The following is a 22,745-nucleotide window of genomic DNA, read 5'->3' on the forward strand; positions in this document are numbered from 1 at the left end:
GGCGGGATGGGCGGTCTCAAATTGCCCGTAGCCCCCCGCCCCCTTCTACCCCATTTCTTGGTACACTTGTTCCGAATTGATACCGTTTTTAAGAAAGCGAGTCGCCGTCATGTCTGACCACCAGACGCTTGTAAATACAATTAAGGCAAAGGTTGCTGCCCAGCGCGAGACCTTAATCCAGTTCCTCCGCGATCTGTGCGCTATTCCTAGCCCAGATAGCCAGATTCGGGCGGTGGGCGAACGCGCCGCCCAAGAGATGCGCTCCCTCGGTTTTGATGAGGTGCGCTTTGACCGTATGGGAAATATCGTGGGGCGCATTGGCAGCGGGGCAAAAACGCTGCTCTATGACAGCCACCTTGATACCGTCGGCATTGGCGATCCCTCGGCGTGGGCATGGGACCCCTTCACCGGAAAAATTGAAGATGGTGTGTTTTATGCGCGGGGGGCGTGCGACGAAAAAGGCAGCACACCGGGGATGATCTATGGTTTGGCTCTCGCCCGCGATCTCGGCTTGTTGGAGGGCTTCACCGCCTACTATTTCGGCAACATGGAAGAATGGTGCGATGGAATCGCCCCCCATGCCTTTGTGGAAGTCGAAGGGATTCGCCCCGATTTCGTCGTCATTGGCGAGCCAACGCGGATGCAGATTTATCGTGGGCAAAAGGGGCGCATCGAGATGAAGATCACGGCGAAGGGGCGCAGCGCCCACGCTGCCAGCAACCACCTCGGTGATAATGCCATTTACAAGCTGCTCCCCATCATCGAGCGGATCAGCCAGATGGAGCCCGAATTGGGCGACGATCCCTTCCTCGGTCACGCCAAGATCACCGTCACCGATATGACCGTCAAAACGCCGTCCATCAATGCCGTCCCCGACGAGGCGACGATCTTCATTGACCGCCGCATGACCTTTGGCGAGACCCCGGAGGGCGCGTTGGAGCAGCTTCGGCAGATCGTTGGGGATCGTCCCGACCTCAAACTTGATTTGCTGCTCTACGACGAGCCGAGTTATACGGGGTTTGTTTTCCCCCTGGATAAAATTTTCCCCAGTTGGGCGCTTCCGGCGGATCATCCCTTTGTCCAAGCCGGACAGCAAACCCTCACCTTGCTGACGGGGACGGCACCCGAATCGGGGAAATGGAATTTTTCCACGAATGGCATTTACTGGATGGGCAAAGCGGGTATTCCAAGCATCGGCTTTGGTCCCGGTGATGAAGTTCATGCCCACACCACAATGGATCAGGTCAAGCTGGATGATGTTGTCGATGCGACGGCGTTTTACGCGCTGCTCCCCGCCTTGTTGAAGGGATGAGCATGGAAACGGTCTTGATTCTCTGCACGGGCAATGCCGCCCGTTCCCAAATGGCGGAGGGCTTTCTATGGGCGCTGGCGGGAGATCGCTTCGTCGTCCACAGCGCCGGATCAAAGCCCTCTATCGTCAACTCGTTGGCGATTCAGGTCATGGCGGAACGGGGGATTGATCTAAGCCAACACCGATCCAAGCATTGGGAGGAATTCCGCAGCCAACCGATTAAGTATGTGATAACCGTTTGCGATGCGGCGGCGGAAAGTTGCCCACTTTTCCCCGGTAAGACACAGCGCCTCCACTGGAGTTTTCCTGACCCCGCCGCCGTACAAGGGGCGGATGAGGTGCGTTTGCACGCTTTTCGCACCGTCCGCGATGCCCATTCAAGATCGCCTGCAAGAATGGCTGGCGAACCAGTTGATTCTGCACACTAGAACGCCAGCGCATAGCCCTGCGCCTGAATCGGAGGGAAGCCGATCATGTCCCGACCCCGCCTCACCCTGATCGATGGTCATGCCCTTGCCTATCGCCAGTTCTTCGGCGTCCAAAACGCCCGTATGATGACCAGCAGCGGCGAACCCACTGGGGCAACCTATGGCTTTGCCCGCACCCTTCTAGACCTTCTGAGCGCCGAACCGCCAACGGAGTACCTCGCCGTCGTCTTTGATCAGGGCATGAGCGGGCGCGAGAACGAGTTTCCCGACTACAAAAGCACCCGCGCCAAAATGGACGACTCGCTGATCCTTCAAATGGAGCGCATCCGCGAGTTGGTGAAGGCGTTTAACATCCCCATTATCGAAAGCGCCGGGTACGAGGCGGATGATGTGATCGGCACGCTGGCAAGCCAAGCTGATGACCTTGATGTCGATATCTACATCATCACCGGAGATCGGGATTTGCTCCAACTTGTTCGTCCCCATGTGACGGTGGAACTACCCCCCTCAAAAACAGGCGAGGATGTCCAACTGTTTAGGACTGCCGACGATGTGGTCATGAAACTTGGCGTCCGCCCCGATCAAATCCCAGACTACAAAGGTTTGGTGGGCGATAGCAGCGATAACATCCCCGGTGTGAAGGGCGTTGGCGAGGGGACGACTGTGCCTTTGCTCAACCAGTATGAAACACTGGAAGGGGTGTATGCCAACCTCGCCGTGATCAAGCCCGCCGTCCGTGCAAAATTAGAGGGTGGACGGGAGAGCGCCTTCCTAAGCCGCAAATTAGCGACGATCCTGCGCGATCTCCCCCTTGTGTTCGATCTTGCCCAATGTGCCGCCCACGATTTTGATCCCCTCACCGTAGACGCGCTCTTTGAATCCTTGGAGTTCAATTCCCTGCGCAAGCGCTTGGCAGCCCTGAAACGGTTTGATGCCTCTCTCGTTACGCCCTCGCCGGAGGGCGCTCGTCCGGCGGCAGAGGTCATGCGGACGATCATTGTCGATGACGAGGAGTCGCTCGTTCAGTTGGCGGCGGCGCTCAACAGCGCCTTGGTGATCGCCTTTGATACGGAGACAACGGGGAAGGAATCGGCGCGGGTGGCGCTGGTGGGCATGTCCTTCGCTGTTGAGGAAACGACGGGCTACTATGTTCCCATTGCGCACCTTGCCCCCGATGCGGGAACGCTTTTGGAAGGGTCAATCCCCCGCCAACTCCCCCTTCAGCGGGTGATTGATGCCCTCCAACCGGCGTTGGCAAATCCGGCAATTCCCAAAGTGGCACACAACGCCGCCTACGATGTTCTGATTCTCAAACGCGCTGGTATAGAGATCGTCCCCCTCAGCGATGACACGATGATCGCCGCGTGGCTTATCCGCCAGGATGAAGGCGAGAGCAAAGGGCTAAAACGCCTCGTCCTTGCCCGCCTCAACGTCCGCATGACAGACTATGAGGAGGTTGCCGGAAAGGGGAAAAACGCGAAAACACTCGATCATGTCGCGGTGGAAACCGTTGCCCCTTATGCCGCTGCCGATGCCGTGATGACCCTCCGCCTGCGCGAATCGATCCTCACCGATCTGGAGACGGCGCACCTCACCCCCCTCTACCGCCAGATCGAGATGCCCCTCGTCCCCATCATCGCCGCGCTGAATCTGACCGGCGCCCTCTTGGATACGGTGTACCTCAAAGACCTGAGCAAGGAATTTGAGCGGCGATTGGATGTTATCAAGCACCAAATCTATGAAAGCGTTGGCGGCAGCGAATTCAACATCGCCAGCCCCAAGCAGTTGAACGATGTCTTTTTCAAGCAGTTGGGGCTTTCTAAAGCGGGGTTGAAAACGTCCTCGCATGGTGTTTCTGTGGATGCCGATGCGTTGGAAACCCTTGCCGAACAACACGCCGCCCCCCGCCTCATCCTTGAATGGCGCGGGCTGGAAAAACTGAAGAACACCTATGTCGATGCCCTCCCTAAACAGGTTGATCCTGAGGGGCGCGTCCACACCACCTACAATCAGACCGGCGCCGTCACCGGACGGATCAGCAGCGACTCTCCCAATTTGCAGAACATCCCCATCCGCACCGAAGAAGGGCGGCGCGTTCGGCGGGCATTCATTGCCCCACCCGGATTCGCCCTCGTCGGGGTCGATTACAGCCAGATCGAACTGCGCATCTTGGCGCACTTCAGTCAAGATAAAACCCTCTTAGCCGCCTTCCGCGATGATCTTGACATTCACAAAGCGACAGCGGCACTCGTCTATGGCGTCCCCCTTGAACAGGTCACCAAAGATCAGCGCTATTTCGCTAAGCGGGTCAATTTTGGCTTGATCTACGGAATGTCTGCCTTCCGTCTGGCGCGGGAAGGGACGATGAGTCGTGGCGAGGCGCAGGACTTTGTGAATCGCTATTTTGAGCGCTTGCCCGGTGTGCGAGATTACCTTGAACACAGCAAGAGATTGGCGCGGGAACAAGGCTACCTTGAAACGCTTTTCGGGCGTCGGCGGGATTTTTCGATGCTCCAAGAACTTCATGGCAAGCGCGGCAATTTCAACGAGGTCGGACGCCTTGAGCGGGAGGCGATCAACATGCCGATTCAGGGGACGGCGGCGGACATCATCAAGGTGGCGATGATTCACCTTTGGGGGCGGCTTGGTGAAGTCCCCGGGGTGCGGATGATTTTACAGGTTCACGATGAGTTGGTTTTTGAAGTGCCAGAACACGCTGTGACGCCCGCCGTCGCTCTGATTCGCGAGGTGATGGAGGGCGCGTGCCGGCTCGATGCGCCGCTGCGTGCCGATGCGAACGTAGGGGTGAACTGGGCAGAGATGCAGCCCGTTGAGTAGCAACAAGCCCTAACCGGGCGGTTAGACTTAACCCGCTGCTTTAGCAGCGGGCATTGTGGGGCATGTGCTAGGGTGCGGGCGTGAGGCGCTAGAGACAGAACACGGGGATCGATGGTCACCGATCCCCGTGTTGTTCCCCTAGAGGGGGAGTAAGGTGTAGGCTTTAGCGGGTTGTCTGCTTACGCAGCGCGGGGTTTGTCATGGCTGCTAACTGCGCCTCCAATGCCTTCCGTCGTTCCTCTGCGGCAAGACGCGCTGTTTTCAACGCATCTCCGATGTGATCATCAACCCGTTGTTTCAGGTCGCCGCCGGAAGCCGGAGTAAGAAGGGTTGCTGCTGCTACGCCAACCGCCGCTCCCACCGCCAAGCCCACACCAAAAAGTAACAGTCGCCGCATAGGACACCTTCCATTCTCGACGCGCTGTCTGATTCCTATTTTACCTCATTTAACACCGCGCTCTTTAGAAATACTGGTGAAAATGCCCACCCTAGCAACAGCGCCACGATGTTTTTGTAGGAAAGGGCGTTGGCGTCGGGGGGATATAGCCGCCTGTGCCGCGTAGTAAACCCGTGTTATAGGCAATGGTGTCAAGGTGCGGGCGCATATACCGCCCCGGACAGGCGGTATCCGGGTTGAATTCGTAATGTCCCGTCAGGTGCGTCAGGCGATAGATCGTTTTCAGGTAGCCCACAAAGTCTTGGAGGGCAATCAACTGCTGAAGGGCAGGCGCTTCGTTTTCAAAATCCCCAATGGCAACGACACCAATCACCCCCGTGTTATGCCCGCTGACGCTCGCCCCCCGCACCCGAATCGAACGCCCTTCGTAGATTGTCCCATCCCCCGCCACCCCAAAATGGTAGCCAATATCTGCCCACTGGTTGTAATCCATGTGCATGTTTTGGAGTTCCGCCATGGTTCCCGTTGCGGCGCGGACGGGGTAGCTGTGATGAATGGCGATTGTTGTGTAAATCTGGGCAAGGTCGCCCGTGTATTCCAGCCACCCAAGAGGGCTGGTGGGAGCAAAACCGAATTCCTCGGCGGCGCTGTGGTTTGGCTGCCGCGCCCCCCACGCGGCACGAGGAATGATCGTTGGGGCGGGAATGGTCGGCTCTGGGGTAGGCAGGCTGATTGCTGTTTGCGTCGCTTGGGCAATTTGCTCGTTCGCTTCTTGCTGGCGGCGTTGGGCAAGAAAGGCGATCATCCCCCCCACCCCACACAGGGATGACGTTCCCAACGCCCCAAGCATGGCAATCCACCCAAGTGCCTCCCGCCGCGTCAAGGGGCGGTTGAACGGGCGAGGCGGCGGCTTTGGGAAAGGCGGTTTCATGCCGGGGATTCCACGACAGGCAGGGTGATCTCAAAGGTCGTCCCTTCGCCAAGCCTGCTCTCCAAACGAATCGTCCCCCCACAGGCTTCGATGATCTGTTTGCAGACATACAAGCCTAAGCCGGTCCCTTCGCCGGGCGGCTTCGTCGTGTAGAACGGCTCAAAGATTTGCGCTTGAATCTCCGCCGGAATACCCATCCCGTTATCGCTGATGGTGATCACAAACAGCATATCATCATCCTCACTGCGCCGCGTCTGCATGGTGAGCGTCGCCCCCGCTTTCCCCGCCAGCGCATCGCGCCCATTCAGCAGCAAATTCAACCATACATCTTCCAAATGTCCGGGCGTGGCGCGGGCAACAACGGGGGAGGTATCCAGATCAAGTGCCAAGCGGATGTTCCGTCGCTCAAGGTGCAGCCCGATCAGATCAAGTGTGTTTTGGATCGTTTGGGGAACGTTGATCCACTGCATGGAATCATCTTGCGCTTCTTTACGGGCGGTGCTGAGCAGGCGCTTCACCACGCCGTGCGCTCGTTTTCCCGCTCGGTTAATTGCCTGTACCCCTTCCCGATATGGGCTATCCTCTGCCAAATCTTCCAAAAGCAGATCGGAGTCGCCAATCACGGTAGCCAGCGGGTTATTGATCTGGTGGGCAACAACGGCGGCAAGCTGCCCCATAGTGGAAAGGCGTGCCGCCTGCACCAGCGATGCTTGTGCCGATTTGAGATCGCTCAGACTCCGCTCAAGATCGTCATAGAGGCGGGCATTATCAATGGCGGCGGCGGCTTGGGCAATCAGGGCGAGGGCAAGATTTACCTCGTCGCTGCGGTAGGTGCGTGCTTCGTTTGCCCCAATGATGCTGAATGCCCCAAATACCTGATCTTTCAAAATCAGCGGGAGTGTCATTAGGCGTTCCGCCCCAAACATCTGAAACCAGGTTTGCTCACCTTCGGTCAGTCCGGCGTCAAGCCGATCCTTGTTGTATGCTTTGCGCTGCCCAAGCGCCCGTTGGAAGGCGATGGGAGGGGTTCGCATCTCTGGTATTGGGGCTTCCAAAAAGACGGCACTGCCGTAAAGGTACATGCGGCTGATCCCAGTTGCCGTCCGTGCTGAAAGGATCAACCAATCCGCCCCGGCGAACTCTAGAATTCGCGCCGCCCCACTGAAGATCACCCCACGTCCGCTTTCGGCGGTGGCAAGTAGTTCCAATGCAATGTTCCGCACACGGGTACGCCATTCTTGGTTGATCTCTGGCACATCGCCCCGATAGTAGAGTTCAATCACCCCCACCGCCGCGCCATCCCCAGCACGGATGGGCAAAACAACGAGGTGTAACGCCCCCAAGCGCTGGAGGAGGCGAGCCTCGCTTGCCCACCGTTCATTGCGGTTATCGATGCTGGCAACATAAAAGCTATTTTTCTCCAACGCCTCACGCAAGGGGGGGCGCTCCTCAAAGCTGGTTTGCCGTCCTACCCCTGGACGCCACGCCAACTGCCACCGTCGGGCTAAGGGCTGCCACGATCCATCGGGGAGGATGTGATCAAGGACGCATGAGCCGCCTTCAAAGGCTTTCACCACCTGCTCAACAAGTGTTGCCAGAACTTCGGGGATGGAGAGCGTGGCGTTAAGTGCCAACCCTGCCTCCACCAGAAGGGTCAGTTGGCGGTTTTGGCGGATGCGGTCTTCGTAGAGATGGGCGTTTTCAATAGCGATGGCAGCATAAGCGGCAAGGTCTTCTAACAATTCTTGATCGTTCACCGTGAAACGTTTATCCGTATGGCGGTGGACACCCAAAACGCCGATCACTCGCCCCTGAAATTTCATGGGGACATACAGCAGCGATTTCACAAAATGGCTGGTGTTCACCCGCAGCGATGCTTGATCTGCTACGAGGACGGGATCACCCGTGCGGTAAACGCCGCCAATCAGCGCTTCGGTGTTACGGACGCGGAAATTGTGAGCGCTGGCATCGTCAATCCCTTTCATTGCCCTCAAATACAACACGCGATCTTCATCATCGGGCAGCAGCAGCAGCCCTTCCTCAGCCCGCGTCAATTTCACCGCCGCCTCAACACACTGGCTTAGCACCGCGTTCAGGTCTAATACCGAGGCTATCGAACGTCCTAGCGCGGAGAGCGCGCGTTGTCCCTCAATCTTTTGGGCAAGGGCAAGGCGCACTTCCATCCGCGTTTGGGTGTCCTCACTTTCAATGCCTCCTTTCCGTTCGCCCCCTGTGCTGCGCAGTGGGGCTTTGGGGCTGCGTCCATCCGCCAAAACGCCCCGCACGGCACGAACAACCCCCGCTCGGTCAAAACTATCGCCGCTGCTTTGTTTGGGAAGGGTATCCACACGCACAAACGGCAAGCCCGAAAATTCAGGGCGTTCTCGCAAGGATTCCAGAATATCCCGCCCATCGCGATCCCGCATCGTGCCGTTCACCAAGACTGCCCCATAACGGGCGGGCGAGGCGGCTAGAGCATCACGGCTGGTATAGGCTGTTTCTACCACAAAACCCGCCTCCCGCAGCATCCCCGCCAGCACTCCTGCCGCGTGCAAATCATCATCCACAATCAACAAACGCGCCGCATTCAACCCGAAATCAAAACTCATGGCACGCACCTTCTTGTTTTTTTTGATTGTCTAAACCTGATTCTCTCAGCGTGGGCGTGGATGATGAGTGTATGGTGCGCCCTAGCAAAACGATTTACCCTCGGCGTTTGCCGGGGGTATAGGATTCAAGGATCGACCCTCCTATGAACTCTCGTAACAGCGAATCATCCGGCACAAACGAGGCATCTGCCGGACGCACCCAGCGCAAGAAGGATAACAACCGCTTCGCCTCAACATAGTGCCACGTGGTTGGCTCAACCTGCCGCAACAGCGGCTCGGCTAAGGGGCGCAGCATGGCAAGCTCATAGGGCAGGCTGGAATTGAACATCACATCGGCGTGTTCTTGATAAGGAAAAATATTTCGTTTTTCCCCCCGCCGGACGCTCTCCCACCGGTTGATGGTATCCAGTGCGCTGTATCCCCGATGGGCGGCGTCGCGGACGATGCGGCGCAGCAAGCGTACATCGGTGGTTGGCACGCGGTTATGGCGATCCAAATTCAACGCCGTCACCGCCGAAACGTAGAGCCGGAACACTTTATCCGCCGGAATATCGGGCAAAAGTTCTGGGTTCAAGCCGTGAATACCCTCAGCTATAATAATCTGATCATCGTGCAAACGCACCACCTCACCAGGGACGGCTCGCCCTAGCTTGAAATCAAAATGGGGCAGCTGCACTTCATTTCCGGCGAAAAGTGCCTTCAAATCTATGTTCATCTGCGCCCGATCCAGCGCCCCCAGTGATTCAAAATCATAAGCGCCGAACTCATCACGCGGGGTATGCTCCCGATCCACAAAGTAATTGTCCATCGCCAGCGTAAAGGGGTGAATCCCATACGCCATGAGTTGGATCGCCAAACGCTTAGAAAATGTCGTCTTGCCCGCCGAGGAGGGTCCGGCAATCAGCACGAGGCGCAGCCCCTGTGCGTGCCGTGCGGCAATTTGGCTGGCAATTGCCCCCAAATAGCGGGAGTGAAGCGCCTCGGCAATGAGGACTTCTTCGCGCAGTTTCCCTTCCTCAATGGCACGGTTCAGCGTCCCAATATCGGCTAAGCCAATGACGTTACGCCAGGCTTTGTCTTGCTGGAAGGCCACCTCCAATTTATGAGAAGGCTCATAGGGATGCAGCCCATCGACAAATTCGGCGCGGGGGTAGACCAAAATGAAGCCTGCCTCCATCGGGTATAGATCAAAGAGCGTCAGATAGCCTGTCGAAGGCACCATATAGCCAAAGAGGTAATCCACCTGCCCGCGCATCGTATATACAGTGAGGTAATCCTTATCCCGCGTGCGCAGCAGTCGCACCATGTCGTCATCGCCATGTTCGGTGAACCATGCCACCGCCTCGGCAAGGGGGATCGTCTTGCGCTCAAACGGCTCATCAGCAGCGACGATAGCGCTCATCTGCGCCCGAATCCGATCCAGTTCAGCGGCGGTGAAGTTCGGACGATTCAACGGTTCGCAGTAAAACCCCCCAGTGGGAATCGAATGTTCAACGGCGATTTTCACACCCGGAAAACATTCAGCGGCGGCGGTGATCAGCAAAAAGACGAGGGAACGGCGGTAGATTCGCCCCCCATCGCTATCGCGCAGCGTAATCGGCTGAAGGGTCAGGTCACGGTTCACCGAATAAGTCAGTTCGGCAAGGTTGTTATCAATGATCCCGCCGAGGATAGGGCGGTTGGGGTGTCCGTTCGGATAGGCGGCATTCACATAATGGAGCAGCGGCGTCCCAATAGGGGCGCTGTACACTGCCCCATCAGGAAAAGTGACCCGCGCCTCACTACGTGCCTCACTGTGGCTTACGGCGGTCATTTTAGACGTTCCTTCCTTTGCTCATCTCCATTATAGCGCCCTCGTTAAAGCAGGGCTGGCATAATTTCTCTAATGAGTATCTTCTAAATTGACGATTTTGGCGCGGGAGAGTACAATCTGTAGAAGGTTTCAAGCATATCCCCCTAACCATTAGAGGAGCAATTTGATCACCATGTCTGCGGTGTTAGACATTCGGAATTTGCACGTCAGCGTCAACGACAAACCCATTCTGAAGGGCGTCACATTGACGGTGAAACAGGGCGAAGTACACGCCCTTATGGGACGCAACGGATCGGGCAAAAGCACGCTGGCTTATGCCATCTTAGGACACCCCGCCTACGAAGTTACCGAAGGCGAAATCTACTTTGAGGGGCAAAATGTCCTAGAGATGGAGCCGGATGAGCGCAGCCGCGCCGGATTGTTCCTTGCCTTTCAATACCCAACAGCCATCCCCGGCGTCACGGTGGCGAATTTCCTTCGCTCGGCAATCAATGCCCGCCGGAAGGCACTCAACCCGGAAGATAAGGGCATCAGCATTCCAGAGTTCCGCAAACTCTTGACGGGGAAAATGTCTTTCCTCAAGGTAGACCCTAGCTTTGCCGGACGTTACCTGAATGACGGCTTTTCGGGCGGGGAAAAGAAACGCGCCGAAATCCTGCAAATGGCAACCCTTGATCCCAAAATTGCCATCCTTGATGAGACGGACTCCGGCTTGGATATTGACGCCTTGCGCGTCGTTGCCGATGGTGTGAAATCGCTTATCGGGCCCAACCTCGGCGTCTTGGTGATCACCCACTATGAGCAGTTCTTGAACTACATCCGACCTGAATTCGTCCATATCATGTTTGAGGGGCGAATTGTGGAAGAAGGCGGCTTCGACCTCGCCGAGAAAATCCAAGATCAGGGCTACGATTGGATCGCCGAGAAATACGCCGCCGTTAAGTAGCAGAGGGGAAGGGCATCATGACCGACCAAACGAACGATCAAAGCCGCCAACTGGCGGAGATGAAAGACAACTACGACGAAAAGTATGGCTTCCATGTGACGGAAGACAACTACACCTTCAAGGCAAAAAAGGGCTTGAACCGCGCCGTTGTTGCCGAAATTTCAGAGATGAAGGGCGAACCCGCTTGGATGCGCGAGTTTCGCCTGAAATCCTTAGAGATTTTCGAGAAAAAGCCCATGCCCAAATGGGGCGGCGGTGGGCTGCTGGCGGAGATTGACTTCAACAACATTTTCTACTATGTGAAGGCAACCGACGGGCAGCAGCGCTCGTGGGACGATGTACCGGCAGAGATCAAGTACACCTTTGACCGCCTCGGCATTCCCGAAGCGGAACAAAAATTCCTCGCCGGAGCGGGGGCGCAGTTCGAGTCGGAGGTGGTCTACCACTCCATCCGCAAAGACCTTGAGGAAAAGGGCGTCATTTTTCTGGACACCGATGGGGCGCTGAAGGAATATCCTGATCTGTTCCGCGAACACTGGGCGACGGTCATCCCCCCAACGGATAACAAATTTGCCGCCCTCAACAGCGCGGTGTGGTCGGGTGGGTCGTTCATTTACGTCCCGAAGGGCGTCCATATCGAAATGCCCTTGCAGGCGTATTTCCGCATCAACACGGCGAACATGGGGCAGTTCGAGCGTACCCTGATCATCGTGGACGAAGGGGCGTCAGTTCATTATACGGAGGGCTGTTTACCTATTGGCGAACTCGTCAGCACGGGCGATAAATGGGTGAATATCGAAGCAGTACGCCCCGGCGATGCCGTCATGGATAGTGACGGGATGCAGGGCGTTGTGAAGAGCGTCCGCACCCATAACTTCAAGGGCAACCTTGTTCAAATTCGCCCGCTTTCTGCCGGAAACACCTTCCAATTAACGCCTGAACATCCTGTGTTGGTTGTCAAGCGGAGCGCTGTCGCTGTGAAGCGGAAGGCGCGGGGTGATTGGAAGATCGAAGTTAATTCCAAGAAACTGATCGACAGCCGACCAGAATTCATTCCCGCAGGACAGCTTGAGGAGGGTGACTTCCTTGTTTTCCCCATTGCCAAGTTGACCCGCGAAAACCCGATTTACACGCCCTCGGTCATGAAACTCTTAGGGTGGTATTTAGCCGAGGGGTCAGCCTATGTGCATAAGACCCTCAATCAAGCTGTTGTCAGCTTTAGCTTCAACATGGACGAGCGCGAGTACATTGACGAAGTGAAAGCGCTCATCCAAGAGATCACGGGGAAGCCCGCCATGGAGATCACTCAAGAGGATCGTCATGGGACGGATGTCCGCGTCTATTCCCGCGAATTGATGGATTTGGTGATCCGTGAATGTGGTAAGGGTGCGGGCGAAAAGCACCTGAGCAAGGCAATCATGGAATTGCCCGCCCCACTTCAAAACCACTTGCTGGATCGTTACTTCAAGGGTGACGGCAGCATCTATCTGAAGCGCAAGAATACGATGATCCGAGCCGCAACAACCTCACAGGCGTTGGCGTGGCAACTTCAGGAACTTTTGGCGCGTCAGGGTCACTTTGCCACGATCAGTATACGCAAAGGCGGCAAAGATACCATTCTGGAACGTGAGATCACCCGCCGCGACCAATATATCCTCTACTATTCGCCGGATAAACAGCAGAGCGAAGTCCGCCGCGCTGGAGATTACTTCCTTGTGCCGATCAAAGGCATCGAAGGGGTGCCGTATGATGGTCCCGTCTTCAATTTTGAATTGACCTCCGCCCCCAATGCCTATGTGACAAAGGGGTTTGCTGTCCATAACTGCACCGCACCGACTTATACTACCGACAGCCTCCACAGCGCCGTCGTTGAAATCGTCGTCAAGAAAGGCGGACGCGCCCGCTACACGACGATTCAAAATTGGTCGCCCAACGTCTATAACCTTGTCACCAAACGCGCCGCTGCCCACGAGGACGCCGTGATGGAATGGGTGGACGTGAATATTGGCTGTCTTGAGGAAGGCTCAACGGTTACAACACCCGAAGGGATTCGCGCCATTGAATCTCTAACTGCTGGGGATCAGGTCTTATCCTATGATGATAAGACCGGTCAGTTTGTGTTCCGCACGGTCTTGGCAAAGCGATTCTCTGGCTATCAACCAGTACACACGGTATCGGTTGGTAAACGGCAGTTGCGCGTAACGGCAAATCATCCTTTCTATTCATTCACCTACAATCCCCACGTGCCACGTAAGCTAGGGCGTTATAACTTGGGTTATGTACGTGCGGATCACCTGAAAAAGGCGATTATTCCTCGTGTTTCCGTTGACTATGGTGTACCTCACCAACTTGAAATGCCAAGTCTTGAAACGCATTTCAAGATGAGCAACCAATATGCGCCTGATCTGACGGGTACACGGGTTCGTGAGACTCGCCTCATGGATGTAGAGTACACCAATGATGAGATCATGTGGCTGTTTGGTTACTGGATGGGTGATGGCGATATTCGATTCGCCGGCGGAAAAACTGAGGGTGTAACGCCGTTCGCCACTGTCGGATTCTCTACCCCACGCACAGATCGCGCTCGTCCACATCTAATGGCAGCAATGGGTGCCGTTATTGATGCAGAACCTACTGAACGGGTGAATGGTTATCCTATCAAGTGGAATAGCAAAGAACTGGCTGAGTTTTTCCGTCTCAATGGTTTCGATGGAAAAGCAAAAGATAAGCGCGTGCCTGCTTGGGTTTGGTCGCTGCCGGAATCGCAGCGCCTTGCCTTTATTGCTGGGTACTTGGATGCTGATGGCACACTACGTCAGCGAAGATTCAGCATGAAATCGGTCAATCGTCCTATGCTAGAAGATATGGCGTCGCTGCTTGTCACACTCGGCATTACCTCACACCTCCATACCGAATTCAGCGAACCTAAACGGGTGATGGTGATGGGACACGAAGTTACGGCACATGGGGCATATCGCTTAGAATTCCTAATCGATGAACGGTTCTTCCCCCATCTTAGCGAAAACTTACGTCTGCGTGCGGCGAACGTCCCCCCACGAAAGACTGTCCATAATCGCACGGTTGGGCGCTCTGGAATCGAATTGAGTGACTCGGTTGAAATCGTCTCTGTAAATGTTTCCGAACCAAGCAGCGAACCCGTTCCTACATGGGATATTGAGGTGGAAGGGACAGGAAACTTTGTCTCGCAAGGCTTCATCGTCCACAACTCCAAGCTGACCATGAAGTACCCCGCCATCTACTTGCTAGGCGAGGGGGCGCACGGCGAAGTCCTCTCCATTGCCTTTGCCGGCAAGGGGCAAACCCAAGACGCTGGCGCGAAGATCGTCCACGCTGCGCCGAACACCAGCAGTCAGGTGATCAGCAAATCGATCTCCATGCACGGCGGACGTTCCACCTATCGCGGCTTGTTGAAGGTCTACGAGGGGGCGGAAAACAGCAAATCAAACGTCGTCTGTGATGCCCTGCTCATGGATACGGAAAGCCGCACGGATACCTATCCCTCCATCGAGATTGACGAAAAAGATGTCGTCATTGGGCATGAGGCGTCGGTGAGTAAGATCAGCGAGGATCAACTGTTCTACATGACCTCGCGGGGGATTCCCGAAGACAAAGCAAATGCCATGATCGTCAGCGGGTTCATTGAACCGGTGGCGAAGGAACTGCCCGCCGAATACAGCATCGAACTCTACCGCTTGGTACAGTTGCAGATGGAAGGCTCGGTGGGCTAAGAAACCCATAGGACTTCACGGGCGACCTGCTACAGCGTCGCCCGTTGAATGATCTTGTTGGGGCAACTCTTTCTGTGCTGAACACTCTATAACCACGCAAAAAAGGATAACGTACTACCTGTGACCGTCCGTACCCGCAGCAAAACAAACGCGCCGCTGCTCACCCGTGAACACGTAGAGTCACTGAGCGCGGCGAAGAACGAACCGGCATGGCTCACCGAAGCACGCCTCGGCGCGTGGGAACTCTACAGCCTACTGCCGATGCCGGGTTTAAGCCTTGAAGAATGGCGTCGCTCCGATTACACAACGATTCGGTGGGACGATGCCAGCGCCATTCAATCTCTTCACACGGTGAGCGGCGCGGGCGCAGAGGCAATCCCTGCCGAAAACCTCCGCCCCCTCATTGGTGATGCCCAAAGTGGGTTGATCGCCGCTGTTGATGGGCGAATCGTCCAGCATGAATTGGACAGCGCCTTGACGAAACAAGGGGTGATCTTCACCGATCTCGATACTGCCGTCCGCGAACACCCCGACCTGATCCGCCATAACCTGATGACGAAGGCGGTCACTCCGGGCGATGGCAAGTTTGCCGCGCTGCACGCCGCCCTTTGGACGCACGGCGTATTCCTCTACGTCCCGAAGGGGCGGATGGTCGAAGTCCCCCTTCACAGCATTTTCTACAATACTGGCGCGGGGCTGACTCTAGGGCATGTTCTCGTCGTCGTTGAAGAAGGGGCGGCAGTGACCTTCGTTCACGAATACCTATCCGCGCCGGATGTGCCAACCCACATGGCATCGGTGGGAATGACCGAACTGCTTGTTGGCGAAGGCGCTAATTTGCGCTATGTTGCCCTTCAAGATTACGCCCGAAATGTTTATGATTTTCGCCACGAACGCGCCCGTGTTGCCCGTGATGGGCAGCTTGATTGGGTCAGTGGGACGATGGGGGCGCATTTCACGAAACAGTTTGCCGAGATCGAACTTGACGGCGCTGGCGCGTATGGGCGTATGTCTGGGTTGTTCTTTGCCGATACGAATCAGTTCATGGATCACGACACACAGCAGAATCACAACGCGCCCCATACAACGAGCGATCTTTTATTCAAAGGGGCGCTGAAGGATGAGGCACGCTGTGTTTGGCAAGGTATGATTCGGGCGCAGCCCGGGGCGCAAAAGACGAACGGCTTTCAGGCAAACCGCAACTTGGTGTTGAGTCAGTCAGCACGCGCCGACAGCATCCCGGGGTTGGAGATTCTGGCGGATGATCTGCGCTGCACCCATGCGGCGACGATCAGCCGTTTGGAAGATGAACCCGTTTTCTATTTGGAAAGTCGCGGTCTGCCGAAACGTGATGCCGAACGGTTGTTGGTGATGGGCTTTTTTGATCCCATCATGGAGCGCATCCCCTTTGAGGAAGTACGCGGACGGCTCTCCGCGCACATTGAGGCAAAACTTCTGGCTGTGCCGGAACTCGCCTAGTCTATACACCGCTGAAAGGCTCATCCGAAATTAGGCTGCCTGTCGGTTTTGTCGGGGCGACCACGCGGGGTCGCCCGCTTTCCTTCCCCACCGTTAGGGCAGCAAAAATACAATATCCTGCATTTGCGCCAGAGTCACCCACGCCACATCCGTTTGTTCGGGGACTAATGCCGTTACCACCGCCACTGCTTTCCCATTTGCTTGGATGACATTCGCGCTGAAGCCCCACCCGGCAAAGACCGTGCGGAGCGGCTCGTTCAGGCTGCGGTACACGTTCAGCCGCTCCACAAGGGCGCTGGCGGCAGCGCTGGCGGCGTTCCCATCGTCATACACGGCGGCAACGGTCAGCAAGCGCCCGCTGCTTGTCCAACTGTAGCCTATCCCCGCTGCCCCATACGCCGGTAGGCTGTTGGTAATTCCCAACCGATCTGCCGAAAGCCCGCTGGCGGCAAGCGCTTGGGGGAGCGCCTCGTCTGACAGCCAATTCCCACCATACAAGACGGCGCTTAACAGCACCGCATCGGGGGCGGCACTGCTGCCCATGAGGGCTGTCGCCAATGCCGCATAACTTGGATCGCTGCTGATTGCCCCTCGCCCATTCAGGGCGGCATTCAGCGCGGCGGTGGTGGAGGCAGCGAAAACTTCCCGCCCGTTGAGCAGAACGCGGTTATAGCGCCCTCCCGTCAACTGCGCGGCAAAGCCCGAACTCGTATCGCCATCCCCCCCAAAGGCAAAGACATTTTGCCCGGCAATGTTCACTGGCTGATAGCCTAACCCGCTGAGCGCCCCACCCATCCCATTCGCATCAAAGGTCGTCCCCATCTGGATAATGGCATATTGGTCGGCGGCTTCCGCCCCAATGGTGACCTCATACTCAATGGTAAAGGGGTTCAGCCCAAAGCTCTGCGCCCATGTCACGGGGTCTTGGACGCCTGAATAGGGCGAATAGTAGACCTGCTGACCATATTCAAGAAGGTACTGGATGCGCTGCGCCGGGGGCAGTGACTCAATATCGGCGGCGCTCGTCACCGAAACCTGCAACAAGCGTTTGAGATCGCCCGGAGCGCTGTACCAAATCACCGTTCGGGCGGTGGGTGTATCAAGAACACGGTTGAGCATTGCCCCTAGCCCGCTTTGGGCGGTGGTCAGAACGGGGGGCAGGGCAAAGATCGCCGCACTGGAAAACAAAAGAATCACCCCAAAAATGGTCTTGCGCATAGTATGTCTCCGCTACTTACCTCACCGGCGTTCTCTGTGTGGCTTGTTTAACCATAACCCCTGCTCTGTTAGCCCCCCGACTGTGTGGGTGTTGGGACAAACGCGCCGCTGGGCGTTGGTAGTGCCGAGAGGGGCGCATTAAACTGAACATTCCCTTCGCCATCGACAATCGTGATTGACTGTCCGGCGTCGTCCCAGACCGCCTCCCCCAACCCCCAAAAGAGTGCAAGGGGTGTATTTTCCCCCGCCCGCGTGAAGACAATCACCCGTCCGCCATCAAACAAGCCGACATCGGGAAAGGTAAATACTTTCCCCCCTGCCTCGCGGATTGTCCAACCGCTGAGGTCAACCATGCCCCCGCTCACATTGCGCAGTTCAACACCCTCAGCGGTGATGTCGCCGGGGTTGAGAATCTGCATGACCTCCAAGCGCATGCCGTCCGTTACGGCGGGTGCGGTGGTTGAGGTGGCTATGGGTGTTGGGGTTGGGGTGCGCGTGGGCGATGGCTGACGTGTTTCGGTTGGAGCGGGAAGCCCGCAGCCTGCAACAGGAATAATGATCTTCTGCCCCACTTGGAGGCGCGTCACATCGCGTTCGGTCAGTTTGTTTGCCCGCATAATATCGTCTACGGTCACCCCGAATGTGGGCGCCACCCGCCCCAAAATATCCCCTTGCTTGATGATATACACAGGGCAGCCGCTCTCATCGGTGGGAACGGGGGTGGGCGTTTCGATCACCCCAATGTTGGGGGGCAAAAGGGAGGGATCGAGCGTTGGAAGAGGGTTTGCGCCGCCTGAGCCATCGGCGGTGGGTTGGAGGACAATCCCCGATGGCGTGAGGGGGGGCGTCGCCGTGACGACGATAAAGACAGTGTTCGGGGTGACATTTGGATCGGGCGTGGCGGTGATTACAACGGGCAAAACGCGCTGTGCGGGTGTTGGCTGTGCAGCGCGGCGGGCGTCATAAATGAGTATTACCCCAGAGGTGGCGAGGATAGAAACTACCGCCGTAAGCACAAGCCACCCGCCTAAAGACCGTCGCTGCACGCTGCTGTCCTTCCCGCCAATACGTCGCTGTCACCTAATTTCGCGCATTGTAACACGACTTTAGGGGGGATGCTGTACGATCCCCTGACGATTATTGCCGTACCCTTGTTGGTTGGATTGCAACCATCTTTCTTACAAGACGGGCGAAGGCACTACATTCTGTTTGAGAAGCACGCCCGTACCCGCGCTATAGCCGATGATCAGTGGGAGTTATACGCAGTTGAACGTGTTTACCCCGTATTCATCGAAAGGGGAGGTTTGAGGGGAAAGCTCCCTCAAAAAAAATGGATTCTCCCTTCTCCCACTAGGGGAAGGTGGGCAGGGGGATGAGGGCAACCGCATAACGTCTAGATCAGTTAAGGCAGCATCTCCATGCGCCGTTGAAGATAGGGCATAAAATGCCCCTTATAGGCGGCTTGCAATTCCGGCAAACGCCAGTCCTCGCCAGTGACCTTCCCCCGACAGTTTGCCGAGCCGCAGAAACAAGGCATATAGAAATTGGGGTCGCCGTCGCTTGTGCCGTAATCGAAACAGATTTCTTCCTCCGGCGCAATATCGCGCAGGGCAACAAGGCTGATCTGCCCCCGCAATCCGGCATTGGGGCTGCACGAATGATTCACACAATCAGCAACATCATCGATCAGCCCGCTGCATAGGTGAAGGTTTTCTTCGACTTGGATCGAACGGTGGCGGGCAAATTCAGGGATGTGCTGAAGCTGTGCCGTCGTCACAATGACACCGCCCCAGGTCAGGATCAATTCACCTGTGGCAAAGGGTTCAAGGGCAATCAGCGACCAGCCAGCCTGTTCGGTAAGCCGTCGTCCGGCTTTGGGGTTGCTCCATGCAATACGCCTGGGAGCAGCGGAAAGAGGTGTCATTGGGTTTATATCTAGCCTCGTGGCAAAATCTGTCGTCCGCGTGGTGAAAATCCGTCCAGTGATCTCCCGCCAGAAACCCCCACCCGCAAGAGGAAAAGGGTAGAGAAAGGGAGTCCCGAAATCGTATCATACATTCCATTTCTGATCCAAATAATCGCCTTCCCCACAATGAATCGACTCTCAGAGTTTTCTTATCATCAAATCGCCCTAAGCCGTTTATTGTTACGCTTGTACCGAACATCCCTTCGCCTAACCCTATAGGTTTCGAGGTTTTTATGAACGTTCGCCGCTTATGGATTCTTGCTTTGACACTGTTGATCGCCCTTTACACCCTCCCCGCCGGAGCGCAAGAGGCTGGTCTTGCCCTCAGTGGGCGGTTCAGCGTTGGCTATGAGGGCTATGATCGTGTTCCCCTCGTCGTCGGTTTGATCGACGCCGCCCCTTATTTTGGGCAGACACCTTTACACCTTCCGGCAAAGGCTGACCAAGCGATTGGCACAACCAGCGGACGCGCCAGCCGGGGCGATTACACGCTGCTTGTCCCCGATGTCCTCCCCGCCACCCCCTTTGATGTGACGGGAACGGGTGCGCCGTCGGGAATCCGCATCTATGACGTGCGCTTGATGAGCGATATCGGCAAACGTGGGTACATGCTCGAAAACGAGGACAATATCGCCTCTAGCCTGACCATTAGCATAGATTTCCGCGTCGTTGGTGGAACGCTGATCGTGTTTGCCGAAGACGCCAACCAGCAGTTTCCTACAGATCGCGGCGGCGATGGCGTGCTGTTCAGCGTTGATGATCCCCGCGTCCCGCTCAGCGTTGGTTGGCAGATGGTCAATTTAGATACCACGCCGTACACCATCACCCCGCTAAAGCACGACAGTACCCTGAACCTGACAACGACGGCGCTGGCAGAGACGATTGATTACAGCCGCCTGACCTGTCCAGACCTGATTCCCACCTTTTTGGATCGCCTTGAACAGACCTACCCCTTCACCGCGCTATATGGGCTGGATTGGTCGGCATTGCGGGCGCGGTTGGTGCCTCTTTCTGCGGCGGCAGCAACCGCCCGTGATTGCGAACAGCTGATCCGCGAGATTGGAAATTTCATTCCCGATGGGCATGTCGGCTGGAGCTTGCCCACCCTTCAGGGGGAATTTGCTGGCTCGCTCGGGATGGTCTTAACGCCGCTTGATGATGGGCGGGCTGCTGTCTCTGCCCTGCGGGAAAACGGACCCGCCGCCCGCGCCGGAATGAAAATCGGGACGATCATCATTGCCTGGGACGGCGTGCCGATGGGCGAGGCATTGGCGGCGCTACCCCTGTTCACCAACAATGGCAGCACGCCCCATGCCCTAGTGCGTATCAAACTGCGCGATATTACACGGGGGACATTGGGCAGCAAAGCACAGATCACCTTTCAAAATCCCGGGGAGGCATCGCCCGTCACGGTGACACTCGAGCGGGATCGCCCTGCCGCCCTTGCCGGACGCCCGCCCATTCAGGGAAACCTTCTCCCTTCGGGCGTGGGGTATGTGCGCATCCCCAATTTTGGTGGGACGGACGAACTCCAAGCCTTTGACAAGAGCATCACGGCGCTGATTGAGAAGAATGTGCCGGGCATCATCATTGATATACGCAGCAATCCGGGCGGGTTCTCGCAAGTGTCCGATGCAATGGCAAGCCGCTTTTTCGAGACACCCTACATCATTGCTCAACAGTCATCTTTTGATGGGCGAATCGTCTATCAAAGCCAGATTGAGCCGCGTCTGCCAATTTATAAAGGGAGTGTTGTTTTGTTGGTCGATTGGCAGACCAGCAGCGCCGGGGATATTTTCGCCTACACCTTTCAATCCAGCGGGCGCGGAGTGATTGTTGGGCAAACCCCTTCCGGCGGCTTAGCGGGAACGGTCAGCGGCGGGCAGTACCTTTTGCCGAACAACGCCTTCATCCAAGTTCCCACCGGAAACTTCATTGACGAGGAAGGGAAGATCGTCGTGGAAGGGACGGGCGTTATCCCAGATGTGAAAGTCCCCCTGACGGTAGAAAGTCTGCTCAGTACAGAGGATGTTGTCTTGGTGGCGGGCGAACGCGCCCTCTTGGAACGGGCAGCCCCCTAAAGGGCTTGCCCGCAGAGCGTGGGCGACCATGTGGGGACGCCCCTACGCGGGCTGGTTCTCATCTCAGCCCGTGCGCTTTAGCGCACGGGCAGCAGCAGCCAAGTGGACTACGGCGTAGCCGTCAGGGTTGGCTTGGGCGTTACAATGGGCGTTGCAGCGCGGTAGGCGGCAAGCGTTTTGAAGCCTTCCCACTTCGATAACGTCGCCGTATCCAGCAGATCGCCAAAGGCGGCCGGATCAAAGTAAAGGGCGAGGACAATCGGATCGTTTTCATCGAGATCGCTGCTGCCATTGCCGGGCATCACCCACAACACGTTCCCCGTCTTGGGGTACACCAGCCCGATCACCGCCTCATCAGAGGAATAATCTTGCTGGACGACGGAAACGTACTCAGGATCGCCATATTTCGCCAAAATCTGCTTGACGGTGACGTTCGGGGCAATCCGAATCAAGATCGCATCGACCAACCCTGTATTGGCATTCGCCGTCACCTGACAGCACGCCTGCCCATTTGCTTTTGAGCCATCCGCCCAAGCCGCTTGGGGAGGGTTATCTTGTTTTTGTAGGTCTTTGAAACGGGTTTTATTCGCCTCTACCTTTGCCACCGCATCGGCAAAGGTCGTCTTGCCGGGGATGATTTCAGCGAAACACGGCGCAGCACACGGATCATCGGAGATCAGGCTGAGATCATCAAGGTAATCGACGGATTTTAGGGGCGGCTGTGAGCCGCAGCCAGCGAGGATCGTCCCCATGACGATCAACGCAAGAAGGATAGACAAGGTACGCATGAACACTCCAGAACTCATACAAAAAAAGGCGAGGGGGTGGTCTTCCCCTCGCCCCACAGGTCGCTACTAGAGTAACACAAATGCGCCGAAACTGTAACGGTGAATTGCCCTGAGAGGACACCGAGCAATTGGATGCGCCCCTTTCCTCGTACACAGGGAAAGGGGTGGGGGATAGAGGTTCTTCCATTCC

Annotated in this window: 14 protein-coding genes and 4 pseudogenes; 10 read left to right on the plus strand and 8 right to left on the minus strand. The window is 56.5% G+C overall.

Going from position 1 to position 22,745, the window contains the following annotated elements:
* Positions 1-109: 109 nt before the first annotated feature.
* From HS103_05745 to polA, 3 genes are read left to right on the plus strand one after another with little or no spacing between them, the layout of a single operon-like run.
* Entirely contained in the window at positions 110-1,312 is a 1,203-nt protein-coding gene (locus tag HS103_05745) for a YgeY family selenium metabolism-linked hydrolase (protein MBE7512304.1), read from the plus strand.
* A 2-nt stretch (positions 1,313-1,314) separates the two neighbouring features.
* Entirely contained in the window at positions 1,315-1,740 is a 426-nt protein-coding gene (locus HS103_05750; protein MBE7512305.1) for an arsenate reductase ArsC, read from the plus strand.
* Between the two features lie 45 nt (positions 1,741-1,785).
* Positions 1,786-4,578 (plus strand): DNA polymerase I, encoded by a 2,793-nt coding sequence (gene polA / locus HS103_05755; GenBank protein MBE7512306.1) that lies wholly within the window; start codon positions 1,786-1,788, stop codon positions 4,576-4,578.
* Between the two features lie 163 nt (positions 4,579-4,741).
* On the opposite strand, the gene HS103_05760 is transcribed toward polA, so the two are convergent.
* The 4 genes from HS103_05760 to HS103_05775 all read right to left on the minus strand — a co-directional run bounded on the left by HS103_05760 (position 4,742) and on the right by HS103_05775 (position 10,328).
* On the minus strand, positions 4,742-4,975 hold the full coding sequence (locus HS103_05760; protein MBE7512307.1) for a YtxH domain-containing protein: 234 nt from the start codon (positions 4,973-4,975) through the stop codon (positions 4,742-4,744).
* A gap of 91 nt (positions 4,976-5,066) precedes the next feature.
* Positions 5,067-5,906, minus strand: coding sequence for an N-acetylmuramoyl-L-alanine amidase (locus HS103_05765; GenBank protein ID MBE7512308.1), 840 nt, complete (start codon positions 5,904-5,906; stop codon positions 5,067-5,069).
* On the minus strand, positions 5,903-8,515 hold the full coding sequence (locus HS103_05770; protein MBE7512309.1) for a GAF domain-containing protein: 2,613 nt from the start codon (positions 8,513-8,515) through the stop codon (positions 5,903-5,905). Before HS103_05770 ends, HS103_05765 begins: the two co-directional genes overlap by 4 nt.
* 94 nt (positions 8,516-8,609) lie before the next feature.
* Positions 8,610-10,328: a nucleoside kinase gene (locus tag HS103_05775; protein MBE7512310.1), complete on the minus strand. Its 1,719-nt coding sequence runs from the start codon at positions 10,326-10,328 to the stop codon at positions 8,610-8,612.
* Positions 10,329-10,500: 172 nt separating this feature from the next.
* Between HS103_05775 and sufC the strand changes: the two genes are divergently transcribed.
* From sufC to sufD, 6 genes and pseudogenes are all read left to right on the plus strand, one after another.
* Positions 10,501-11,274 (plus strand): Fe-S cluster assembly ATPase SufC, encoded by a 774-nt coding sequence (gene sufC, locus HS103_05780; protein ID MBE7512311.1) that lies wholly within the window; start codon positions 10,501-10,503, stop codon positions 11,272-11,274.
* A gap of 59 nt (positions 11,275-11,333) precedes the next feature.
* A pseudogene (locus HS103_05785) lies at positions 11,334-12,023 on the plus strand (Fe-S cluster assembly protein SufB).
* Positions 12,024-12,098: 75 nt separating this feature from the next.
* Positions 12,099-12,935: pseudogene (locus HS103_05790) on the plus strand (hypothetical protein).
* Positions 12,936-13,097: 162 nt separating this feature from the next.
* Positions 13,098-13,283 (plus strand): annotated as a pseudogene (locus tag HS103_05795) (SufD family Fe-S cluster assembly protein).
* A pseudogene (locus HS103_05800) lies at positions 13,257-14,210 on the plus strand (hypothetical protein). Before HS103_05795 ends, HS103_05800 begins: the two co-directional pseudogenes overlap by 27 nt.
* Before the next feature lie 933 nt (positions 14,211-15,143).
* Positions 15,144-16,502 carry a Fe-S cluster assembly protein SufD gene (gene sufD / locus HS103_05805; GenBank protein ID MBE7512312.1) on the plus strand — a complete coding sequence of 453 codons (1,359 nt, stop codon included), beginning with the start codon at positions 15,144-15,146 and terminating at the stop codon, positions 16,500-16,502.
* A gap of 93 nt (positions 16,503-16,595) precedes the next feature.
* On the opposite strand, the gene HS103_05810 is transcribed toward sufD, so the two are convergent.
* The 3 genes from HS103_05810 to HS103_05820 form a co-directional block, all read right to left on the minus strand.
* Positions 16,596-17,720 carry a hypothetical protein gene (locus tag HS103_05810; protein ID MBE7512313.1) on the minus strand — a complete coding sequence of 375 codons (1,125 nt, stop codon included), beginning with the start codon at positions 17,718-17,720 and terminating at the stop codon, positions 16,596-16,598.
* Between the two features lie 68 nt (positions 17,721-17,788).
* Positions 17,789-18,766, minus strand: a complete 978-nt coding sequence (locus tag HS103_05815; GenBank protein ID MBE7512314.1) for a lamin tail domain-containing protein — start codon at positions 18,764-18,766, stop codon at positions 17,789-17,791.
* Positions 18,767-19,122: 356 nt separating this feature from the next.
* Complete coding sequence (locus HS103_05820; protein MBE7512315.1) at positions 19,123-19,644, minus strand: SET domain-containing protein-lysine N-methyltransferase; 522 nt, start codon at positions 19,642-19,644, stop codon at positions 19,123-19,125.
* Between the two features lie 275 nt (positions 19,645-19,919).
* Here HS103_05820 and HS103_05825 point away from each other — a divergent pair, with 275 nt between their 5' ends.
* Positions 19,920-21,767, plus strand: coding sequence for a hypothetical protein (locus HS103_05825; GenBank protein MBE7512316.1), 1,848 nt, complete (start codon positions 19,920-19,922; stop codon positions 21,765-21,767).
* A 107-nt stretch (positions 21,768-21,874) separates the two neighbouring features.
* Here the strand turns inward: HS103_05825 and HS103_05830 are convergent, their stop codons facing one another.
* Positions 21,875-22,555: a hypothetical protein gene (locus tag HS103_05830; GenBank protein ID MBE7512317.1), complete on the minus strand. Its 681-nt coding sequence runs from the start codon at positions 22,553-22,555 to the stop codon at positions 21,875-21,877.
* Positions 22,556-22,745 lie beyond the last annotated feature (190 nt).

The sequence above is a fragment of the Anaerolineales bacterium genome (assembly GCA_015075625.1).
Classification (GTDB): Bacteria; Chloroflexota; Anaerolineae; order Aggregatilineales; family UBA2796; genus UBA2796.